The organism is Pseudactinotalea sp. Z1732 (assembly GCF_049724975.1).
Lineage (GTDB): Bacteria > Actinomycetota > Actinomycetes > Actinomycetales > Beutenbergiaceae > CALKWS01.
The window spans coordinates 80,990-95,805 of the sequence record NZ_JBMPQC010000005.1 but is presented as its reverse complement, the minus strand read 5'-3'; the positions used below and the strand labels follow the sequence as shown (position 1 = coordinate 95,805).

General features: G+C 70.8%; 15 protein-coding genes. 4 read left to right on the top strand and 11 right to left on the bottom strand.

The window, feature by feature from the left end:
• Positions 1 to 17: 17 nt before the first annotated feature.
• The 8 genes from ACPL7H_RS11180 to ACPL7H_RS11145 all read right to left on the bottom strand — a co-directional run bounded on the left by ACPL7H_RS11180 (position 18) and on the right by ACPL7H_RS11145 (position 7,578).
• Positions 18 to 1,145 carry an Mrp/NBP35 family ATP-binding protein gene (locus ACPL7H_RS11180; RefSeq protein WP_424796998.1) on the bottom strand — a complete coding sequence of 376 codons (1,128 nt, stop codon included), beginning with the start codon at positions 1,143 to 1,145 and terminating at the stop codon, positions 18 to 20.
• Between the two features lie 75 nt (positions 1,146 to 1,220).
• Complete coding sequence (locus ACPL7H_RS11175; RefSeq protein WP_424796997.1) at positions 1,221 to 2,009, bottom strand: DeoR/GlpR family DNA-binding transcription regulator; 789 nt, start codon at positions 2,007 to 2,009, stop codon at positions 1,221 to 1,223.
• Positions 2,006 to 2,845 carry a class II fructose-bisphosphate aldolase gene (locus tag ACPL7H_RS11170; RefSeq protein WP_424796996.1) on the bottom strand — a complete coding sequence of 280 codons (840 nt, stop codon included), beginning with the start codon at positions 2,843 to 2,845 and terminating at the stop codon, positions 2,006 to 2,008. The genes ACPL7H_RS11175 and ACPL7H_RS11170 overlap by 4 nt, the downstream gene beginning before the upstream one ends.
• Positions 2,842 to 3,795, bottom strand: coding sequence for a 1-phosphofructokinase family hexose kinase (locus tag ACPL7H_RS11165; protein ID WP_424796995.1), 954 nt, complete (start codon positions 3,793 to 3,795; stop codon positions 2,842 to 2,844). Before ACPL7H_RS11165 ends, ACPL7H_RS11170 begins: the two co-directional genes overlap by 4 nt.
• Complete coding sequence (locus ACPL7H_RS11160; RefSeq protein ID WP_424796994.1) at positions 3,792 to 4,775, bottom strand: ROK family protein; 984 nt, start codon at positions 4,773 to 4,775, stop codon at positions 3,792 to 3,794. The genes ACPL7H_RS11165 and ACPL7H_RS11160 overlap by 4 nt, the downstream gene beginning before the upstream one ends.
• Before the next feature lie 11 nt (positions 4,776 to 4,786).
• Positions 4,787 to 5,695 (bottom strand): SIS domain-containing protein, encoded by a 909-nt coding sequence (locus ACPL7H_RS11155; protein WP_424796993.1) that lies wholly within the window; start codon positions 5,693 to 5,695, stop codon positions 4,787 to 4,789.
• A 70-nt stretch (positions 5,696 to 5,765) separates the two neighbouring features.
• A complete protein-coding gene (locus ACPL7H_RS11150; RefSeq protein ID WP_424796992.1) occupies positions 5,766 to 6,314 on the bottom strand; it encodes a DUF1003 domain-containing protein in 549 nt (182 codons plus the stop codon).
• The gene (locus ACPL7H_RS11145) at positions 6,304 to 7,578 is read right to left on the bottom strand and encodes a magnesium transporter MgtE N-terminal domain-containing protein (RefSeq protein ID WP_424796991.1); all 1,275 of its coding nucleotides are present in this window, start codon (positions 7,576 to 7,578) and stop codon (positions 6,304 to 6,306) included. The genes ACPL7H_RS11150 and ACPL7H_RS11145 overlap by 11 nt, the downstream gene beginning before the upstream one ends.
• 49 nt (positions 7,579 to 7,627) lie before the next feature.
• On the opposite strand from ACPL7H_RS11145, the gene ACPL7H_RS11140 reads away from it, so the two are divergent.
• Positions 7,628 to 8,332, top strand: a complete 705-nt coding sequence (locus ACPL7H_RS11140; RefSeq protein ID WP_424796990.1) for a general stress protein — start codon at positions 7,628 to 7,630, stop codon at positions 8,330 to 8,332.
• A 30-nt stretch (positions 8,333 to 8,362) separates the two neighbouring features.
• On the opposite strand, the gene ACPL7H_RS11135 is transcribed toward ACPL7H_RS11140, so the two are convergent.
• Both ACPL7H_RS11135 and ACPL7H_RS11130 read right to left on the bottom strand, forming a co-directional pair.
• Positions 8,363 to 8,815, bottom strand: a complete 453-nt coding sequence (locus tag ACPL7H_RS11135) for a DUF3995 domain-containing protein (RefSeq protein ID WP_424796989.1) — start codon at positions 8,813 to 8,815, stop codon at positions 8,363 to 8,365.
• A gap of 150 nt (positions 8,816 to 8,965) precedes the next feature.
• Positions 8,966 to 10,498 carry an aminopeptidase P family protein gene (locus ACPL7H_RS11130; protein WP_424796988.1) on the bottom strand — a complete coding sequence of 511 codons (1,533 nt, stop codon included), beginning with the start codon at positions 10,496 to 10,498 and terminating at the stop codon, positions 8,966 to 8,968.
• A gap of 74 nt (positions 10,499 to 10,572) precedes the next feature.
• Between ACPL7H_RS11130 and ACPL7H_RS11125 the strand changes: the two genes are divergently transcribed.
• From ACPL7H_RS11125 to ACPL7H_RS11115, 3 genes are all read left to right on the top strand, one after another.
• Entirely contained in the window at positions 10,573 to 11,106 is a 534-nt protein-coding gene (locus ACPL7H_RS11125; RefSeq protein ID WP_424796987.1) for a hypothetical protein, read from the top strand.
• An 86-nt stretch (positions 11,107 to 11,192) separates the two neighbouring features.
• The gene (locus ACPL7H_RS11120) at positions 11,193 to 12,044 is read left to right on the top strand and encodes a PHP domain-containing protein (RefSeq protein WP_424796986.1); all 852 of its coding nucleotides are present in this window, start codon (positions 11,193 to 11,195) and stop codon (positions 12,042 to 12,044) included.
• A gap of 326 nt (positions 12,045 to 12,370) precedes the next feature.
• Positions 12,371 to 12,979, top strand: coding sequence for a hypothetical protein (locus ACPL7H_RS11115; protein WP_424796985.1), 609 nt, complete (start codon positions 12,371 to 12,373; stop codon positions 12,977 to 12,979).
• A gap of 23 nt (positions 12,980 to 13,002) precedes the next feature.
• On the opposite strand, the gene ACPL7H_RS11110 is transcribed toward ACPL7H_RS11115, so the two are convergent.
• Positions 13,003 to 14,682: a DEAD/DEAH box helicase gene (locus ACPL7H_RS11110; protein ID WP_424796984.1), complete on the bottom strand. Its 1,680-nt coding sequence runs from the start codon at positions 14,680 to 14,682 to the stop codon at positions 13,003 to 13,005.
• Positions 14,683 to 14,816 lie beyond the last annotated feature (134 nt).

Below are 14,816 nucleotides of genomic sequence, written 5' to 3'. Positions count from 1 at the left end.
GCACGAGCGAACGCCGCTCAGCCCACCGGCGAGATCGCCAACTTGCGGCCGGCCAGGCCACGGGAGCGCTGGCCCAGGGTGGAGGCCACGTCTCGCAGTACCTGCGCGGCCGGGGACTGGCTCTCGGTGCCCACCAGCGGCGCACCGTTGTCGCTGCCCTCGCGCAGGGCCACCTCGATCGGCACCTGCCCCAGCAGCGGCACGTCGGTGCCCAGCACCTCGGTCAGCCGCTGCGCGACCTTGGCCCCACCGCCGGAGCCGAACAGGTCCAGGCGGGTACCGTCGGGCTGATCCAGCCAGGACATGTTCTCGATCACGCCGGCGATGCGCTGGTTGGTGGCCTGGGCCATCGACCCGGCGCGCTCGGCCACCTCGGCCGCAGCCAACTGCGGGGTGGTGACCACGAGCAGTTCGGCACTGGGAAGCAACTGGGCCACGGAGATCGCGATGTCACCGGTTCCCGGCGGCAGGTCCAGCAGCAATACGTCCAGGTCTCCCCAGAACACGTCCGCGAGGAACTGCTGCAGCGCCCGGTGCAGCATCGGCCCGCGCCAGACCACCGCCTTGCCCGGCTGGGTGAACATCCCGATCGAGATCACCTTGATCTCCCCGGACAAGGGGGGAAGGATCATGTCGTCGACCTTGGTGGGACCGGTCTCCACCCCGAGCATGCGGGGGATGGAGAAGCCGTACACGTCCGCGTCGATCACGCCGACCTTCAGGCCCTGGGCGGACATCGCCGCGGCGAGGTTGGCCGTCACCGAGGACTTGCCCACCCCACCCTTACCGGAGGCCACGGCGTAGACCCGGGTCAGGGAGTCCGGTTGGGAGAACGGGATCACCGGTTCGGCCTTGCCGCCACGCAACTTGGTGCGCAGATCGGTGCGCTCCTCGTCGGTCATGACCGTCATCTCCACGGTGCAACTGGGCACCCCGTCCAGTTTCTCCACCGCCGCGCGCACGTCCTTGGTGATCGTCTCGCGCATCGGGCAGCCCGCGATGGTCAGGGCCACCAGCACCGTGACCACACCGGTCCCGGCGTCCACCTCGATCGAGCGGACCATGTCCAACTCGGTGATCGGACGGCGGATCTCGGGGTCCAGCACGGACCCCAGTGCGGTGCGGACTTCCTGCTCAGTGGCCATGCCCCGAGTGTACGTTCGGAATCGGTGCGAATCACATCCCGTGAGCCAGACCACCGCGGCACCCGGGCCGAGCCCTCATCCGGCCACGAGCACCTTCAAACCGGCGTCCAGCAGGGCCCGCCGGTCATCCTCCCTGATGGTGCGGTCGGTGACCAGCCCGGTGAAGTCCGACAGGGCGCCGACGGTGGCGAACGCCCGCACCCCCACCTTGGAGGAGTCGGCCACCAACCAGGCCTGATCGGCTCTCCGGGCCATCAGGCCGTTCACCTGGGCCTCGGTGTCGTCATGGACCATTGCGCCCAGGCCGGGCTGCAGGCCGTTGATTCCCACGAACGCCAGGTCCAGGTTCACCTGGTTGAGCATCAGGTCGGTGTAGGGGCCGATGAGTTCGTAGGAACGCGGCTGCACCACCCCGCCGGTGATGACCACCCGCAGGTGGGGGCGGATCAGCAGTTGGGCAGCGATGTTCACCGCGTTGGTGACCACCGTCAACGCCGGTGCGGTGTCGGTGGCGCTCAGATCGGCGCGCTGGCCCAACTCCGAGGCGATCGCGGTGCAGGTGGAGCCACCGGTCAGGCCCACCCGCGCCCCGACCGGTATCAGGTCCATCACCGCCGCGGCGATCTGCGCCTTCGCGCCGGCGTGCTGTTCGCGCTTGTACCGCAGCGGCAGGTCGTAGGCCACGGTGTGCGCCGTGGCCCCGCCTCGGGTGCGGTTGACCAATTGGCGCTCGGCCAGGGCATCCAGGTCCCGGCGTGCGGTGGCGGGGGAGACCCCGAAGGCCTCCACGATCTCCTCCACCTGCACCCGCTCGGCCTGGCCGAGCAGGTCCAGGATCGCCCCGAGGCGTTCGTCGCGGTTCATACCCGGCCGGCGATGAGCGCGATGACGGCGGCGGCCTCGGTGGTCATCGCCGCCCGGCCGGCACCGAGGTAGGCGCGGGAGTCCACCAGCGCCGGATCGGCATCCAGGCGCTCGCGGACGGCACCGGTGAAGGCCCGCACCAGTTGGGTGGAGACGTTGATCTTGCGCATTCCTGCTCCGATCGCGGCGGTGATGTCCGCGTCGGGCACTCCGGAGGATCCGTGCAGCACCAGGGGCACCGGCACCGCCTCGGCCAGCGCCGCCACCAGGGCGGTGTCGATGCTGGCGGTCTTGCTGGTCATCGCGTGTGAACTGCCCACTGCCACCGCCAGCGCGTCCACGCCGGTCTCGGCCACGAACCGGCCTGCTTCGTCCGGGTCGGTGCGCACTCCGGGAGCGTGCGCGCCGTCCTTGCCTCCCACCTCACCGAGCTCGGCCTCCACGAGCGCCCCGACGGCTCCGGCGGCCCGGACCACCTGTGCGGTGGTGGCCACGTTCTGGGCGTAGGGCAGCGCCGCGCCGTCATACATCACCGAGGAGAAGCCCAGGTCCAGCGCCTGGTGGACCAGGTCCACGTCCTCGGCATGGTCCAGATGCAGCGACAGCGGCGCATCGCAGGTCCGGGCCACCGCCCGGGCGGCCGCGGCGATGGGAGCCAAGGCACCGTGGTACTTCACGCAGTTCTGGGAGATCTGCAGCACCGCACCGTGACCGGCCCGTTCGGCGGCAGCGGCGATCGCCTCGGCCGATTCCAGGTGGATCACGTTCAGCGCGGGCACGGCGGTGCCCTGCGCGACGGCGTGATCGAGTAGTTCTCTGGTCGAGACCAGGCTCATCTGCTCTCCTCAGAATGCGCGGGCCCGGCGACCCGGTCGATGATGATCTGCTCGGTCAGCGGCGCCGGGTCGGCGATGCTGCCGGCGGTAGGGGTCAGCACGGCGGCCGCGGACCAAGCGGTCGCGGTGCGCAGGGTCTGTGGAAGGGAGGCCCCCTCCAGCGCCGGCCCGTGCCGGGCCAGCCCGACGGCAATGGCGGCGACCGCGGCGTCTCCGGCTCCGGTGGGGTTGCCCGACAGGGGCTGTGGCAACCGGGCATGCCAGATCGGGCCCGCTGCGGTGGCCGCGAGCATCCCCCCGGCGCCCAGGGAGGCGAACACAGCCGCACCGCTGCGCTCGGCCAGCGACCGGGCCGCGACCGGTGGCTCTGCCGGGCCGGCGATCTCGCGCAGTTCGTCCTGGTTCGGTTTGAGCACGTCGGCGCCGGCCTCGACGGCAGCCAGCAGCGCCGGGCCGGAGGTGTCCACGATCACCGGTACTGCGGCAGCCCGGGCCAGGGCGATCACGCGCGGGATGAGGTCGGCCGGGGCCCCGGCGGGGACCGAGCCGGAGCACACCAGCACCCGCGCCCCCGTCAGGGCCGTGGCGGTGGCCTGCAGGAGTTCATCGAGTTCCGCAGCCGTGGGGCTGTGCCCGGCCTCGTTCAAGGGGGTGGTGTGTTCGGGAGTGACCAGGGTGATGGTGCGCCGGGTTGGTTCCTGCACCGGGAGAAGTTGGTGGTCGATTCCCGCCCGGTCCAGGTCGGCGCGGAACTCTGCGCCGGTGGTCCCGCCGACCGGGGCCATGGCCCGGGTGCGGTAGCCCTGCTCGGTCAGTACCCGGGCCACGTTCACCCCTTTACCGCCGGCCCGTTGCTGGCCTTGGGGTACTCGGTGGCTGGTTCCCAGGGTCAGCGTCGGCAGGGTGTAGGTCAGGTCGATCGCCGGGTTCAGCGTCAGGGTGAGGATCATCGGCGCACCTCGGTCGTCCCCTCGGGCGCCGAGGGACCGACGGCCTGGGGCCGGGGTACGGCCCCGGCGGCGCGGCGGGCCAGGACCCCGGCGCCGACCAGGCCCGCGCTGGTGCCCAGGGTACTCAGGCGCAGGTCGGGGCGGCGTTGCACGGTCAGGATCGCCTCCAGGCGGCGGCGGACCGGGCTCAGCAGCGCGTCGCCGGCCCGGGAAAGCCCACCACCGATCACCACCACCTGCGGTGCCAGCATGGCCGCCACCTGGGCGATCGCCAGGGCCAGGGCGTCGGTGGCCTCGGACCAGACCGCCCGGGCGGTGGCATCGCCACTGCGGGCCGCCGCAAGGACCTCCCGGGCGCCGGGCACCGCGGTGCCCGAGCGAGCGGTGTAGCGGCGGGCGATCGCTCCGGCCGAGGCGATCGCCTCAAGGCAGCCCCGCCCCCCGCAGACACACGGCTCGCCGTCGGGCACCACCGGGGAGTGACCGATCTCGCCGGCGAACCCGCCACCACGGATGGCGTGCCCCCCGGAGAACAGCGCTGCGGCGATCCCGGTGCCCACCACGATCACCGCGGCGTCGCGCGCCCCGGTCGCGGCTCCGTAGGTGACCTCGGCAAGACCCGCAGTGGCCACGTCGTGGCCCAGGGCGGCGGGCATACCGGTGCGCTCGGCCAGCATCGCCGCGAACGGCACCCGGTCCCAACCCATGTTGGAAGCGAGCACCGCCACCTGGGCCTCGTCGTCGACGATCCCGGGCACCACCAGGGCGGACCCGACCAGATCGGGATGGCGGGTGTGCATCCGGCGGACGTGCCGGGCGCCCAGATCCAACACGCCCTCGACGATGTCCGGACGATGCGGGGTAGGGACGGTCTCGGTGTCGGTGAGGGACCCGTCCGGACGCACCAGGCCGGTCTTGGTGTCGGTCCCACCCACATCGATCACCGCCACCGGACCGATGGGAGCCTCAGGTGTGGTCATGGCGCGCTGGGTCAGTCGTCGAGAATGACCGAACGGGTCAGGCCCCGGGGCTGGTCCGCGTCCAGGTTCAACAGGCGGGCCCGCTCCAGGGCCACCCGTTGAGCCAACACCAGGTAGGCGAGGGGGTCGAGCGACTCATCGGCCAGGAACGTGGCACCGGTTCCCTCAACCTGCTCGCGCAGACCCTGCGGTGCTGCGCCGAAGATCCAGGCCAGACGGTTCGGCCCGGCGATCGCCACCGGGCCGTGCCGGTAGTCCATCGCCGGGTAGGACTCGGTCCAGGCTTGGGAGGCCTCGCGGTTCTTCAGCGCAGCCTCGTGGGCCAGGCCGATCGTCCAACCCGACCCCAGGAAGGTGATCTGCTCAGCGCTGAGGCCGGCCTCCGGCAGCGGTGCGTCCAGGACGTTGCTGCAGTCGGTGATCGAGGATGACAGGTCGACGCCCAGGCTCGCCCGCAGCAGGCTCAACGCGGTGGTGGCGAAGCGGGTCTGCACCACGGACTTCTCGTCGGCGAAGCCCAGGTCGATGACGTCATCGGTCAGCGAGGGCAGCGGGGTGGTCGAATCGGCCACGATGCTCAGCGTGCGGGCGCGTCCGCGCACCGGCTCCAGCGCCTCGATCACCTCGGTGGTGGTGCCGGACCGGGACAGCCCGATCACCACGTCGTAGTCACGGTGCAACGGTGCCTCGGTGGCCTGCCAGGCATCGGTCAACCCGGCGCCGGAGGCTTCCCGGAGGACGGCGTAGGACTGGGCCATGAACCAGGAGGTACCGCACCCGATGATGGCGACCTTCTGCCCGTGCTCCGGCAGCGGCGCGGCTGCGGCGAGTTCGCCGGCCCGACGCCACATCTGCGGCTGGCTGCGCAATTCGGCTTCCATCTGCGCGCCGAGTGCCCCCGGGCGGTCGTGACTGGTCATCGGTGCTCCTCCTGAATGTTCGACGGCACCAGTGTGACACAAGATGCAGGTTAGGTGCCTGCTGCAATCATTATGAGTCACTCCCAAGGGCTTGCCCGTGACCGCACGCAGCACAACCAGGGTTCGCGGCACCGTTAGCGCCACGTTCGGTCTGCAATTCCTCCAGCAGCGTGCGCAGTTCCCCGCGCAGGAAGTCGCGCGTGGCAACCTCACTCATCGCCATCCGGAGCGAGGCCACCTCCCGGGTGAGGTACTCGGTGTCGGCGAGGTTGCGCTCGGCGCGCTGGCGGTCGTGTTCGAAACTGACCCGGTCGCGGTCGGCCTGACGATCCTGGGCGAGCAGGATCAAGGGCGCGGAGTAGGAGGCCTGGATCGACAGCATCAGCGTCAGCAGGGTGAAGTTCAGTGCCCGTGGGTCGAACTGTGCGGCCTCGGGCATCAGGGTGTTCCACAACAGCCAGGCCGCGCAGAACACCGTCAGGTAGAGCAGGAACCGGGGGGTGCCGATGAACTTGGCGATCGCCTCGGCGATGCGCCCGAAGGCGTCCCGGTCGGCGCTCCGGCGCGGCAGCAGTCGCCGTCGGGTGGTACGAGGGGTGTCCAACCGGTCAACTGTCATATCGGGTCGCCTCCATGGCGGCATCGATCACGGCTTCGTCCACGTCGCGCCAATCCTCCGGGAGGGTCTTGTCGAGGACGTCGTCGACGCTGACAGCGCCCAGCAGGTGACCTTCGTCGTCGGTCACCGGCAGCGCGGTCAGGTTGTAGGTGGCCATCAGGCGCATCACGGTGCCGTGCTTGTCATCGGCTCCCAGCGCCTCGATGTCGGTGTCCAGAATGGTGCCGATCGCCTGGTGCGGCGGTTCGCGCAGCAGCCGCTGCAGGTGCACCACGCCCAGCAGTTTGCCGGTCGGGGTCTCCAACGGCGGGCGCACCACGAAGATCATCGCCGCCAGCGCCGGGGTGACGTCCTGATTGCGGGCGTGCGCCAGGGCGGTGGCGGCACTGGCCTCGGGCGGCAGGATGATCGGTTCGGTCGTCATCAGGCCGCCGGCGGTGTGCTCGTCGTAGGCGAGCAGCCGGCGGATGTCCGCGGCCTCCTCCGGGTCCATCCGACCCAGGAGCAACCCGGCCAGCGCTCCGGGCAACTCGTTGTACAGGTCGGTGGCGTCATCGGGTTGCATGGACTCCAGCACCCGGGCGGCCCGGTCGGTGGGCAGGGCGGTCACGATCGAGACCCGGTCGTCGGTGCCCAGTTCCGCCAACACGTCGGCCAGCCGCTCATCGGGCAACTCGGCGGCTACCTGCAGGCGTCGGGTATCGGGGAGGCCCGAGAGCACATCGGCCAGGTCGGCGGCCTTCAGGTCATCCATGGTGGCCAGCAGCGCCGCCGCGCCCTGGGCGTTGCCGGTGCCGGCCAGACCGGTGACGTCGCCGACGTCCACCAGCAACGTCTCCCCGCGCTTGAACATCCCGGTGGCGGTACGGCGCACGAACAACTGGGTGGCCAGCCATTCCCGCTTGCGCCGTTCCAATGCCACATCCTGCACGGTGACGGTGCCGGAGTCGTCCCGCAGCTGCAGCCGCCGGTCCAGCAGTTCACCCATCACCAGCGTCTCGGCACTGCGTTGTTCGAACCGGCGCATGTTAACCAGCCCGGTGGTGATCACCGCGCCGGCGTCGATCGCGGTCACCCGCGTGAAGGGCAGGAACACCCGACGGCGACCACGCACCTCGATCACCATGCCCACCGCCCGTGGTGGTCCCTTCAGGCGGATCAGGACGACGACGTCGTGTACCCGCCCGACCTTGTCACCCATCGGGTCGAACACGGACGTGCCGGCCAGGCGGGCGACGAAGATGCGGTTCGGGGCGCGGCTCACGCCGCAAGAGTAGTTGGTCACGGCGACGAGGCTGGGGAACAATGGGGGGATGGCCGCCTTCTCGAACGCCCGCACCGCTCACAACGCGCAACCGCGAGGTGAGCAGATCGCCAGTTACGACACCTACGCCGAGGCGCAGCGGGCGGTGGACTTCCTGTCCGACAAGGAGTTCGCGGTCAAGGCCGTGACCATCGTGGGTACCGACCTGAAGATGGTCGAGCGCATCACCGGACGGTTGAACTACCCCCGAGCGGCTCTGTCCGGGGCGGCCTCGGGTGCCTGGTTCGGGTTGTTCGTCGGGTTGGTGCTGGCGCTCATCGGTGGTGGGAACCTGCTGAACACGCTGTTGTTCGCGCTGCTCATCGGTGCCGGGTTCGGGATGATGTTCGGTGTGATCGCCTACGCCCTGACCGGCGGTAAGCGTGATTTCACCTCCTCCTCCCAGGTGGTGGCCTCCTCGTTCGCGTTGCTGTGCCTGCCCGAGAGTGCCGGTCAGGCCCGTCGGCTGCTGAGCGAACTCAACGGCGGCAACGTGAGCCCGGGGCTCACCCCGCATGCCACCCCGACCGCCCCCGAGGCGGACCGCACCGCCGCGTTCCGCCGGCCCAGTGCACCTGCCGGGCCGCCGCCCACTGGTGCGCAGCAGCCCTCCAACCCCGAACAGGCGCCCACGGTTCAGCAGCCTGCCGCGGGTGGGCAGCCGACGCAGCCCGCGGGGGAGGGCCAGGGGGAGGAACCCCCGGGCCAGCGCTGAGGATGAGCAGCGCCGGAGTCCAGTTGGGACTCAGGGGCGCGCCCGCCGGCTGTGCCACAGCCCGATGAGCAACGCGAGCCCCCAGAGCACGAACAGCGGACCCCACAGGTAGGCGTGGCCCTGCTGGGCCTCGATATTCACCGCACCCTGCGGGACGACCCACCCGGCCAGGACCGCGCCGGAGACGATGACGTTCAGCAGGCCGTAGACCACCAGGGCGGCACCGCCGGCCCAGGTCAGGTACCGCCACAGACCAAGCCCGGGCAGCACGCCGCGCTGGGCCAGCAGCGGTACCCAGGCCGCGATCAGTTTGACCGCCGCCACCGCCCACAGTCCCAGCGTGACCTGCACCGACGGCTCCGCGGCGGCGTCCACGGCCCACTGGCCCACGCTGGCCAGCATCCACGTACCGCCGAGCGCCCAGTACACACTCCATCCGCCGTGCACGGTGCCCAGCACCGCCGCCACCCAGAACCAGCCCATGGGAGGCCACTATCGCGCCTGTGCCCTGGTGCGGGCCAGAAGATTCTCCCGGCCGTGCCGAACACGCAGGCCCGCGGCAGTTCCGGTGCAGTGGCCGCGCCGCACGCAGCCGCGCCGCACGCGGCCGGGCCGCACGCAGCCGAGGCGCCTTCAGCCGCGCAGTGCGGCCATCCAGGCCTCGACGTCGTCGGGCTTGCGCGGTAGTGCTGCGGAGAGGTTCTCCACGCCGTCGGCGGTGACCAGGATGTCATCCTCGATCCGCACCCCGATCCCGCGGTACTCATCCGGGACCGTGAGGTCGTCGGACTTGAAGTACAGGCCAGGTTCGATGGTGAAGATCATCCCGGGCCTGAGTTCGGCGTCCAGGTACATCTCCCGGCGGGCCTGGGCGCAGTCGTGCACATCCAGGCCCAGGTGGTGGGAGGTGCCATGCGGCATCCACCGGCGGTGCTGCTGGCCCTCGGGGCTCAGGCTGGTGGCGGCGTCCACCGGCAGCAGGCCCCACTCCTGCAGGCGGGTGGCGAGCACCTCCATGGCGGCGGCGTGCACATCGCGGAACCTCAGCCCCGGGCGAGCGCTGGCGAAGGCGTGGTCGGCGGCATCCAGCACCGCGGTGTACACCTTGCGCTGGATGTCGGTGAAGGTCCCGTCCACCGGCAGGGTGCGGGTGATGTCGGCGGTGTACAGGGAGTCGACCTCGACCCCGGCGTCCACCAGCACCAGCTCCCCGGCGCGCACCTGTCCGTCGTTGCGGATCCAATGCAGGGTGGTGGCATGGTTCCCGGCGGCGGAGATGGTGTCATAGCCGATCCCGTTGCCGTGCTCACGGGCGCGGGCGAAGAAGGCGCCCTCGATCACCCGCTCACCGCGGGGATGCCCGACGGCGCGGGGCAGGGACCGTGCCACCTCGCCGAAGGCGTCGATCGAGGCGTCCACGGCCTGGCGCATCTGCTCGATCTCCCAGTCGTCCTTGGTCAGACGCAACTCGCTGAGCACCTCGGCCAGGGCCTCATCGGCCTGCTGGGCCTCCTCGGTGCTCATCTGGGTGCGCAGTTCCTGCACCCGCGCTTGCACCGCGGCGTCCGCACCGGGCACCACCCGGATGGTGATCTGGCCGGCGTCCTTACCGATCGCATCGTCCAGGGAGTCCACGTGCGCACACGCCAGACCGGTGCGAGCCTCGATGTCGGCCAGACCGGGGCGGCGCCCGATCCAGAACTCCCCGTAGCGGGCGTCGGCGTAGAACTCCTCCGAGTCCCGCCCGCCCTGGGGGCGGAAGTACAGCGTGGCCTCGTGGGCGCCCTCGTCCTGCGGTTCGAGCACCAGCACCGCCCCCGGCTCCTCGTCGGTGCCCAGGCCGGTCAGGTGCGCGAAGGCGCTGTGCGGGCGGAACCGGTAGTCGGTGTCATTGGAGCGCACCTTGAGGTCCCCGGCCGGGATCACCAGCCGTTCGCCGGGGAAGGCCGCGCTCAGGGCGGCCCGACGGGCCGGGGTGTAGTCGGCCACCTGCTCGCGGGCCGGGGGCTGTTCCTCGCGCGGGGCCCAGCCGGAGGCGATGAAGTCCCGGAAGGCGGCGGAGGTGGGCCGCTGCGAACGGTTCGAGCCGCGGCTGGACACGTCCTGCTTGCCGGTCTGCTCGGTTTCCGGGGCGTTCTGATCGGTGGTGGAAGAGGTGCTCGTCATGCCTGCCATCGTCTCACGCACGGTGCGGGGGTGGGCGGCAGCATCCGCACCACCGGTAACCTTCCCCTTCCCCGGTGGTGCAACCGGGGCGCGAACCGGATGAGCCGAGTGAGGCGGTGGTGCCGATGGGCACCGTGACACCCGATGGCCGATCCGGTGCGGTCCCACACTCATCCGTTCGCACCGCGGCAGCCTTGCAACGGAGTCTCGCTGCTGCCGGGGTTCGCACCGTCGTCGGGGGTTCGGCCCTGCTGGCCTCCCTCGGGTTGACCGATCGGGTGCGTGACTGGGACCTGATCACCGACATGGCGCCGGAGCCGGCGCAACGGGCGCTGGCGGACCTGGGTCACCGGTACCGCAGGCTCGGCCCGAGCGATGTCTTCAGCAGCGCGGCCGCCTACTGCTTCGAGGTCAACGGTGTGAGCATCGACTTGATCGTGCGGTTCGCGATCAACACCGCCACCGGCCCGGTCCGGATCCCGGCCACGCCCGGGGCCACCTGGCGGGGCCTGACGATGGCCCGGCCGCACGACTGGGCCCTGGCCTATGCGCTGATGGGCAGACCGGAGCAGGCGGCCGCGCTCACCCGTCTCATCGAGAACAGGTGAACGGTCAGGTCCCGCCCGGCCCCCACCCGGCCGGGTGCACTCGCCATGGGCTGAGCTCAGGGTGCCTGCGCGGCTAGCCTGGCCGGGTGCGCATCGACCTTCATACCCACAGCCATCACTCCGATGGCACCGACTCCCCGGCCGTGCTCATGGTCAGGGCCGCAGCCGCCGGACTGGACGTGGTCGCCCTGACCGATCACGACACCACCGCCGGATGGGATGAAGCGGCCGACCAGGTCGCTCGAACCGGGGTTGCGCTGGTACCGGGGGCGGAACTGTCGTGCATGGTCGCCGGTGTCAGCGTGCACCTGCTCAGCCTGTTGCACGCCGACGACGACGCCGATCTCTCCGGTGAGATGGAGCATGCCCGCACCTCCCGGGACGCCCGCGCTCGGGAGATGGTGCGGCGCATCGCCGAGGATTACCGGCTGACCTGGGCCGATGTGCAGGACCAAGCCGGTCCGGACGCCACCATCGGTCGGCCGCACATCGCTGATGCCCTGGTCGCCCGCGGCCACGTGCCGGACCGGTCGGCCGCGTTCGAGAACATCGTGGCCACCGGCGGGCCCTACTACGTGGGCCATTACGCCCAAGAGGCACGTGCCGCCATCGGCCGGGTCCGCGCCGCCGGCGGGGTGCCGATCCTGGCCCACCCCCGCGCCGCCGCCCGGGGCCGCACGATCGGCGATGCCGTGATCGCCGACCTGGCCGATGCCGGAATGGCCGCCCTGGAGGTGGACCACCGCGACCACACCGAGGCCGACCGGGCCCATCTGCGCGGCCTGGCCCGGGAACTGGACCTGCTGGTCACCGGCGCCAGCGACTACCACGGCACCGGCAAGCACAACCGGCTCGGGGAGCACACCACGAGCCCGGAGGTGCTGGAGGCGATCGAGGCCGAGGCGCGCGGCCGCACCATCCGGCCCTCGGACACCTGACTCACGCCCACCCTGATCCAGGACGCTTGGGCCCGCGGACGTTCCCACAGACCAGCGCTCGAAAGCATAGGTCCGCCCCCAGGGATGCCGTGATCCCCCAATCTGTTACTTGGTCCTCCAGTCGGGCAGTGCTGAAGTCGCCTATTCTGAAGGTGAGTAAAGGGGAGATAGCGGACGTCGAGGGGAGACGCTCATGCGTGGACGAAGTGTGGCATTGGTGGGTGCAGGTAGCGGAGCCCATGTGGTGCGGTGGAGCCTCATGGGGGGCGGTGTGTAGCGGAGTGTGTCTGGAAGATGATGCGTCCGGCCCAAGTCGGTGACTCCCGATGTCACGACGACGTCTGCCGGTGGCTGCGGTGATCCTGACCGGGGTCATGCTCGTCCTGGGCTGCACCGAGGAACGCCGGGAGCCCGCGACGTTCCCGAAAGAGGGACCCCACTGGCTGGTGATCTCGACAGGTGAGGGTTTCAGCGAAGGCGGGGCCGGCGACGTCCCGGACGGGTGGGTTCCGCTCCTCACCCACGACGACGGGTGCAGTGTCGCCGGCTACGGCGCGCAGATCGCCGAACCCCTGGAGGACGCGCGTGCGGTCACGGCGAACGAACTCGACCAGGTCATGGAATCCGAGGGTCTCCAGGCCGGCGAAATCCGTGAGGAGGAGTTCATCATCTCCGGTGGGGTGAACGAGGAGTACGACACCCTTCTGCCGTTCATGGTCGCCGACGGGCACAACGATGACGGTGGCGAGGTGAGGATTGCCTCGCGCGCCGGTTCCCGGGTCCACTACAGCGGTGACGTGACCACAGATCTCCTCCACCTGCGATTGGCCTGCCCCGGGTCGATCCAGGAACGCGTATGGGATGAGGGGCTCGCCGGACTACGTCCAGGCATGTCGACTGACGGAGTCACCCCCGATGACCCGTGGGGGTCCTGATGCGGTCGTCGAGGCCTGCCGCGTCAGGACTGTGCCGACCCCGAACCGGCGGAGCCGGAGGAGTTGTTCCGACGACGACGGCGCCGCCGGCGACGCTGTCCCTCGCCGGTGCCGGGCTGCTCCGAGCGCGTTCCCGCGCCGTTGCTCCGCCCGCCGGACCCTTGGCCGGATGAGCCGCTGCGGCCACCGCCCTCACGCCGTCGTCCGCCCTGACGGGAGCCGTCCCCGCGGCGGCCCCCCTGACGGTCGCGGCCACCGCCCTCACGCCGTCGTCCGCCACCGCCGCCACCGGAGGTGGTCCGGGTGCCGGTCTCGCCGATGTCCTCGAGCTGCTCGGCGTCCAGTCCGGCGCGGGTCCGCTCACCTCGAGGGAGTCGGCCCCGGGTGCCTTCGGGGATGTCCAGGTCGGAGTACAGGTGCGGGGAGGAGGAGTACGTCTCGATGGGCTCGCCGCGGTTCAGTTCCAGTCCCTTGTCGATCAGGGACCAGCGCGGCAGGTCGTCCCAGTCGACGAAGGTCACCGCGATGCCGGTGTTGCCGGCCCGCCCGGTGCGGCCGATCCGGTGCAGGTAGATCCGTTCGTCCTCGGGGCACTGGTAGTTGACCACGTGCGTGATGTCGTCCACGTCGATGCCGCGGGCGGCCACGTCGGTGGCGACCAGCACGTCGATCTTGCCGTTCCGGAAGGCCCGGAGCGCCTGCTCCCGGGCTCCCTGGCCCAGGTCGCCGTGGATCGCACCGGAGGCGAACCCGCGCTCGGCCAGGTCGTCGGCCACTCGGGCGGCGGTGCGTTTGGTGCGGGCGAAGACCAGTGTCAGCCCGCGGCCCCTGGCCTGCAGGATCCGGGCTAGGACCTCCACCTTGTCCATCGCGTGGGCGCGGTAGATGAACTGGCTGATCGCCTTCAGGGTGACGCCGTCGTCGTCGGGGTCCTGGGCGCGGATGTGCGTGGGCCGGTTCATGTACCGGCGGGCCATGGTGACCACGGGCCCGGGCATGGTGGCCGAGAACAGCATCGTGTGGCGGCTGGCCGCCGTGCGCGACAACAGTGTCTCCACATCGGGCAGGAAGCCCAGGTCGAGCATCTCGTCGGCCTCGTCCAGCACCAGCGTGCGCACCCGGGACAGGTCCAGGTGACCCTGCTTGAGCAGGTCGATCATCCGGCCCGGGGTGCCCACGATCACCTCGGTGCCCTTGGTCAGGGCCTCGATCTGGGGCTCGTACGCCCGGCCGCCGTAGACCTGGGTGATGCGCACGGTGCGGCGTCGGGTGGCGGTCACCAGGTCGCCGGCGACTTGCACAGCCAGTTCACGGGTCGGGGCGATCACCACGGCCTGGGGTTTGCCCGGGTCCGCCAGCGCGTCCCAACCCTCCTCGTCGGGGCCCACCACGGCCTCCAGCAGCGGGATACCGAAACCGAGGGTCTTGCCGGTACCGGTCTTGGCCTGGCCGATGATGTCGTGCCCGGCCAGGGCCACCGGCAGGGTGAGGGACTGGATCGGGAAGGGGTGGGTGATGCCCACGTCGGCCAATGCGCCCACGATCGATTCGGAGACGCCGAAGTCGGCGAAGGTCTTGGCCGCCTCGGCGGGGGTTTCGGGTGCCGCGGGGGCCTCGATGGTCTCATCGACCACCTCGGCCAGGGCGGCGTCATCGACAGCGGGGCTCTGAGTGCCCGCCTCGGTGAGGGTTTCGTTCTGCATCAGGGTTCACCTGTTCGCGTCATGGCGACGTCATGAGCCGTTCACGCGCGCGGCGGTCGTCACCGTAAGGGGCAGCCGATCGCGAAATGAACGTGCCGGCAACGGGGCCGGCGTGCAGGTGCGTGTACCGAACT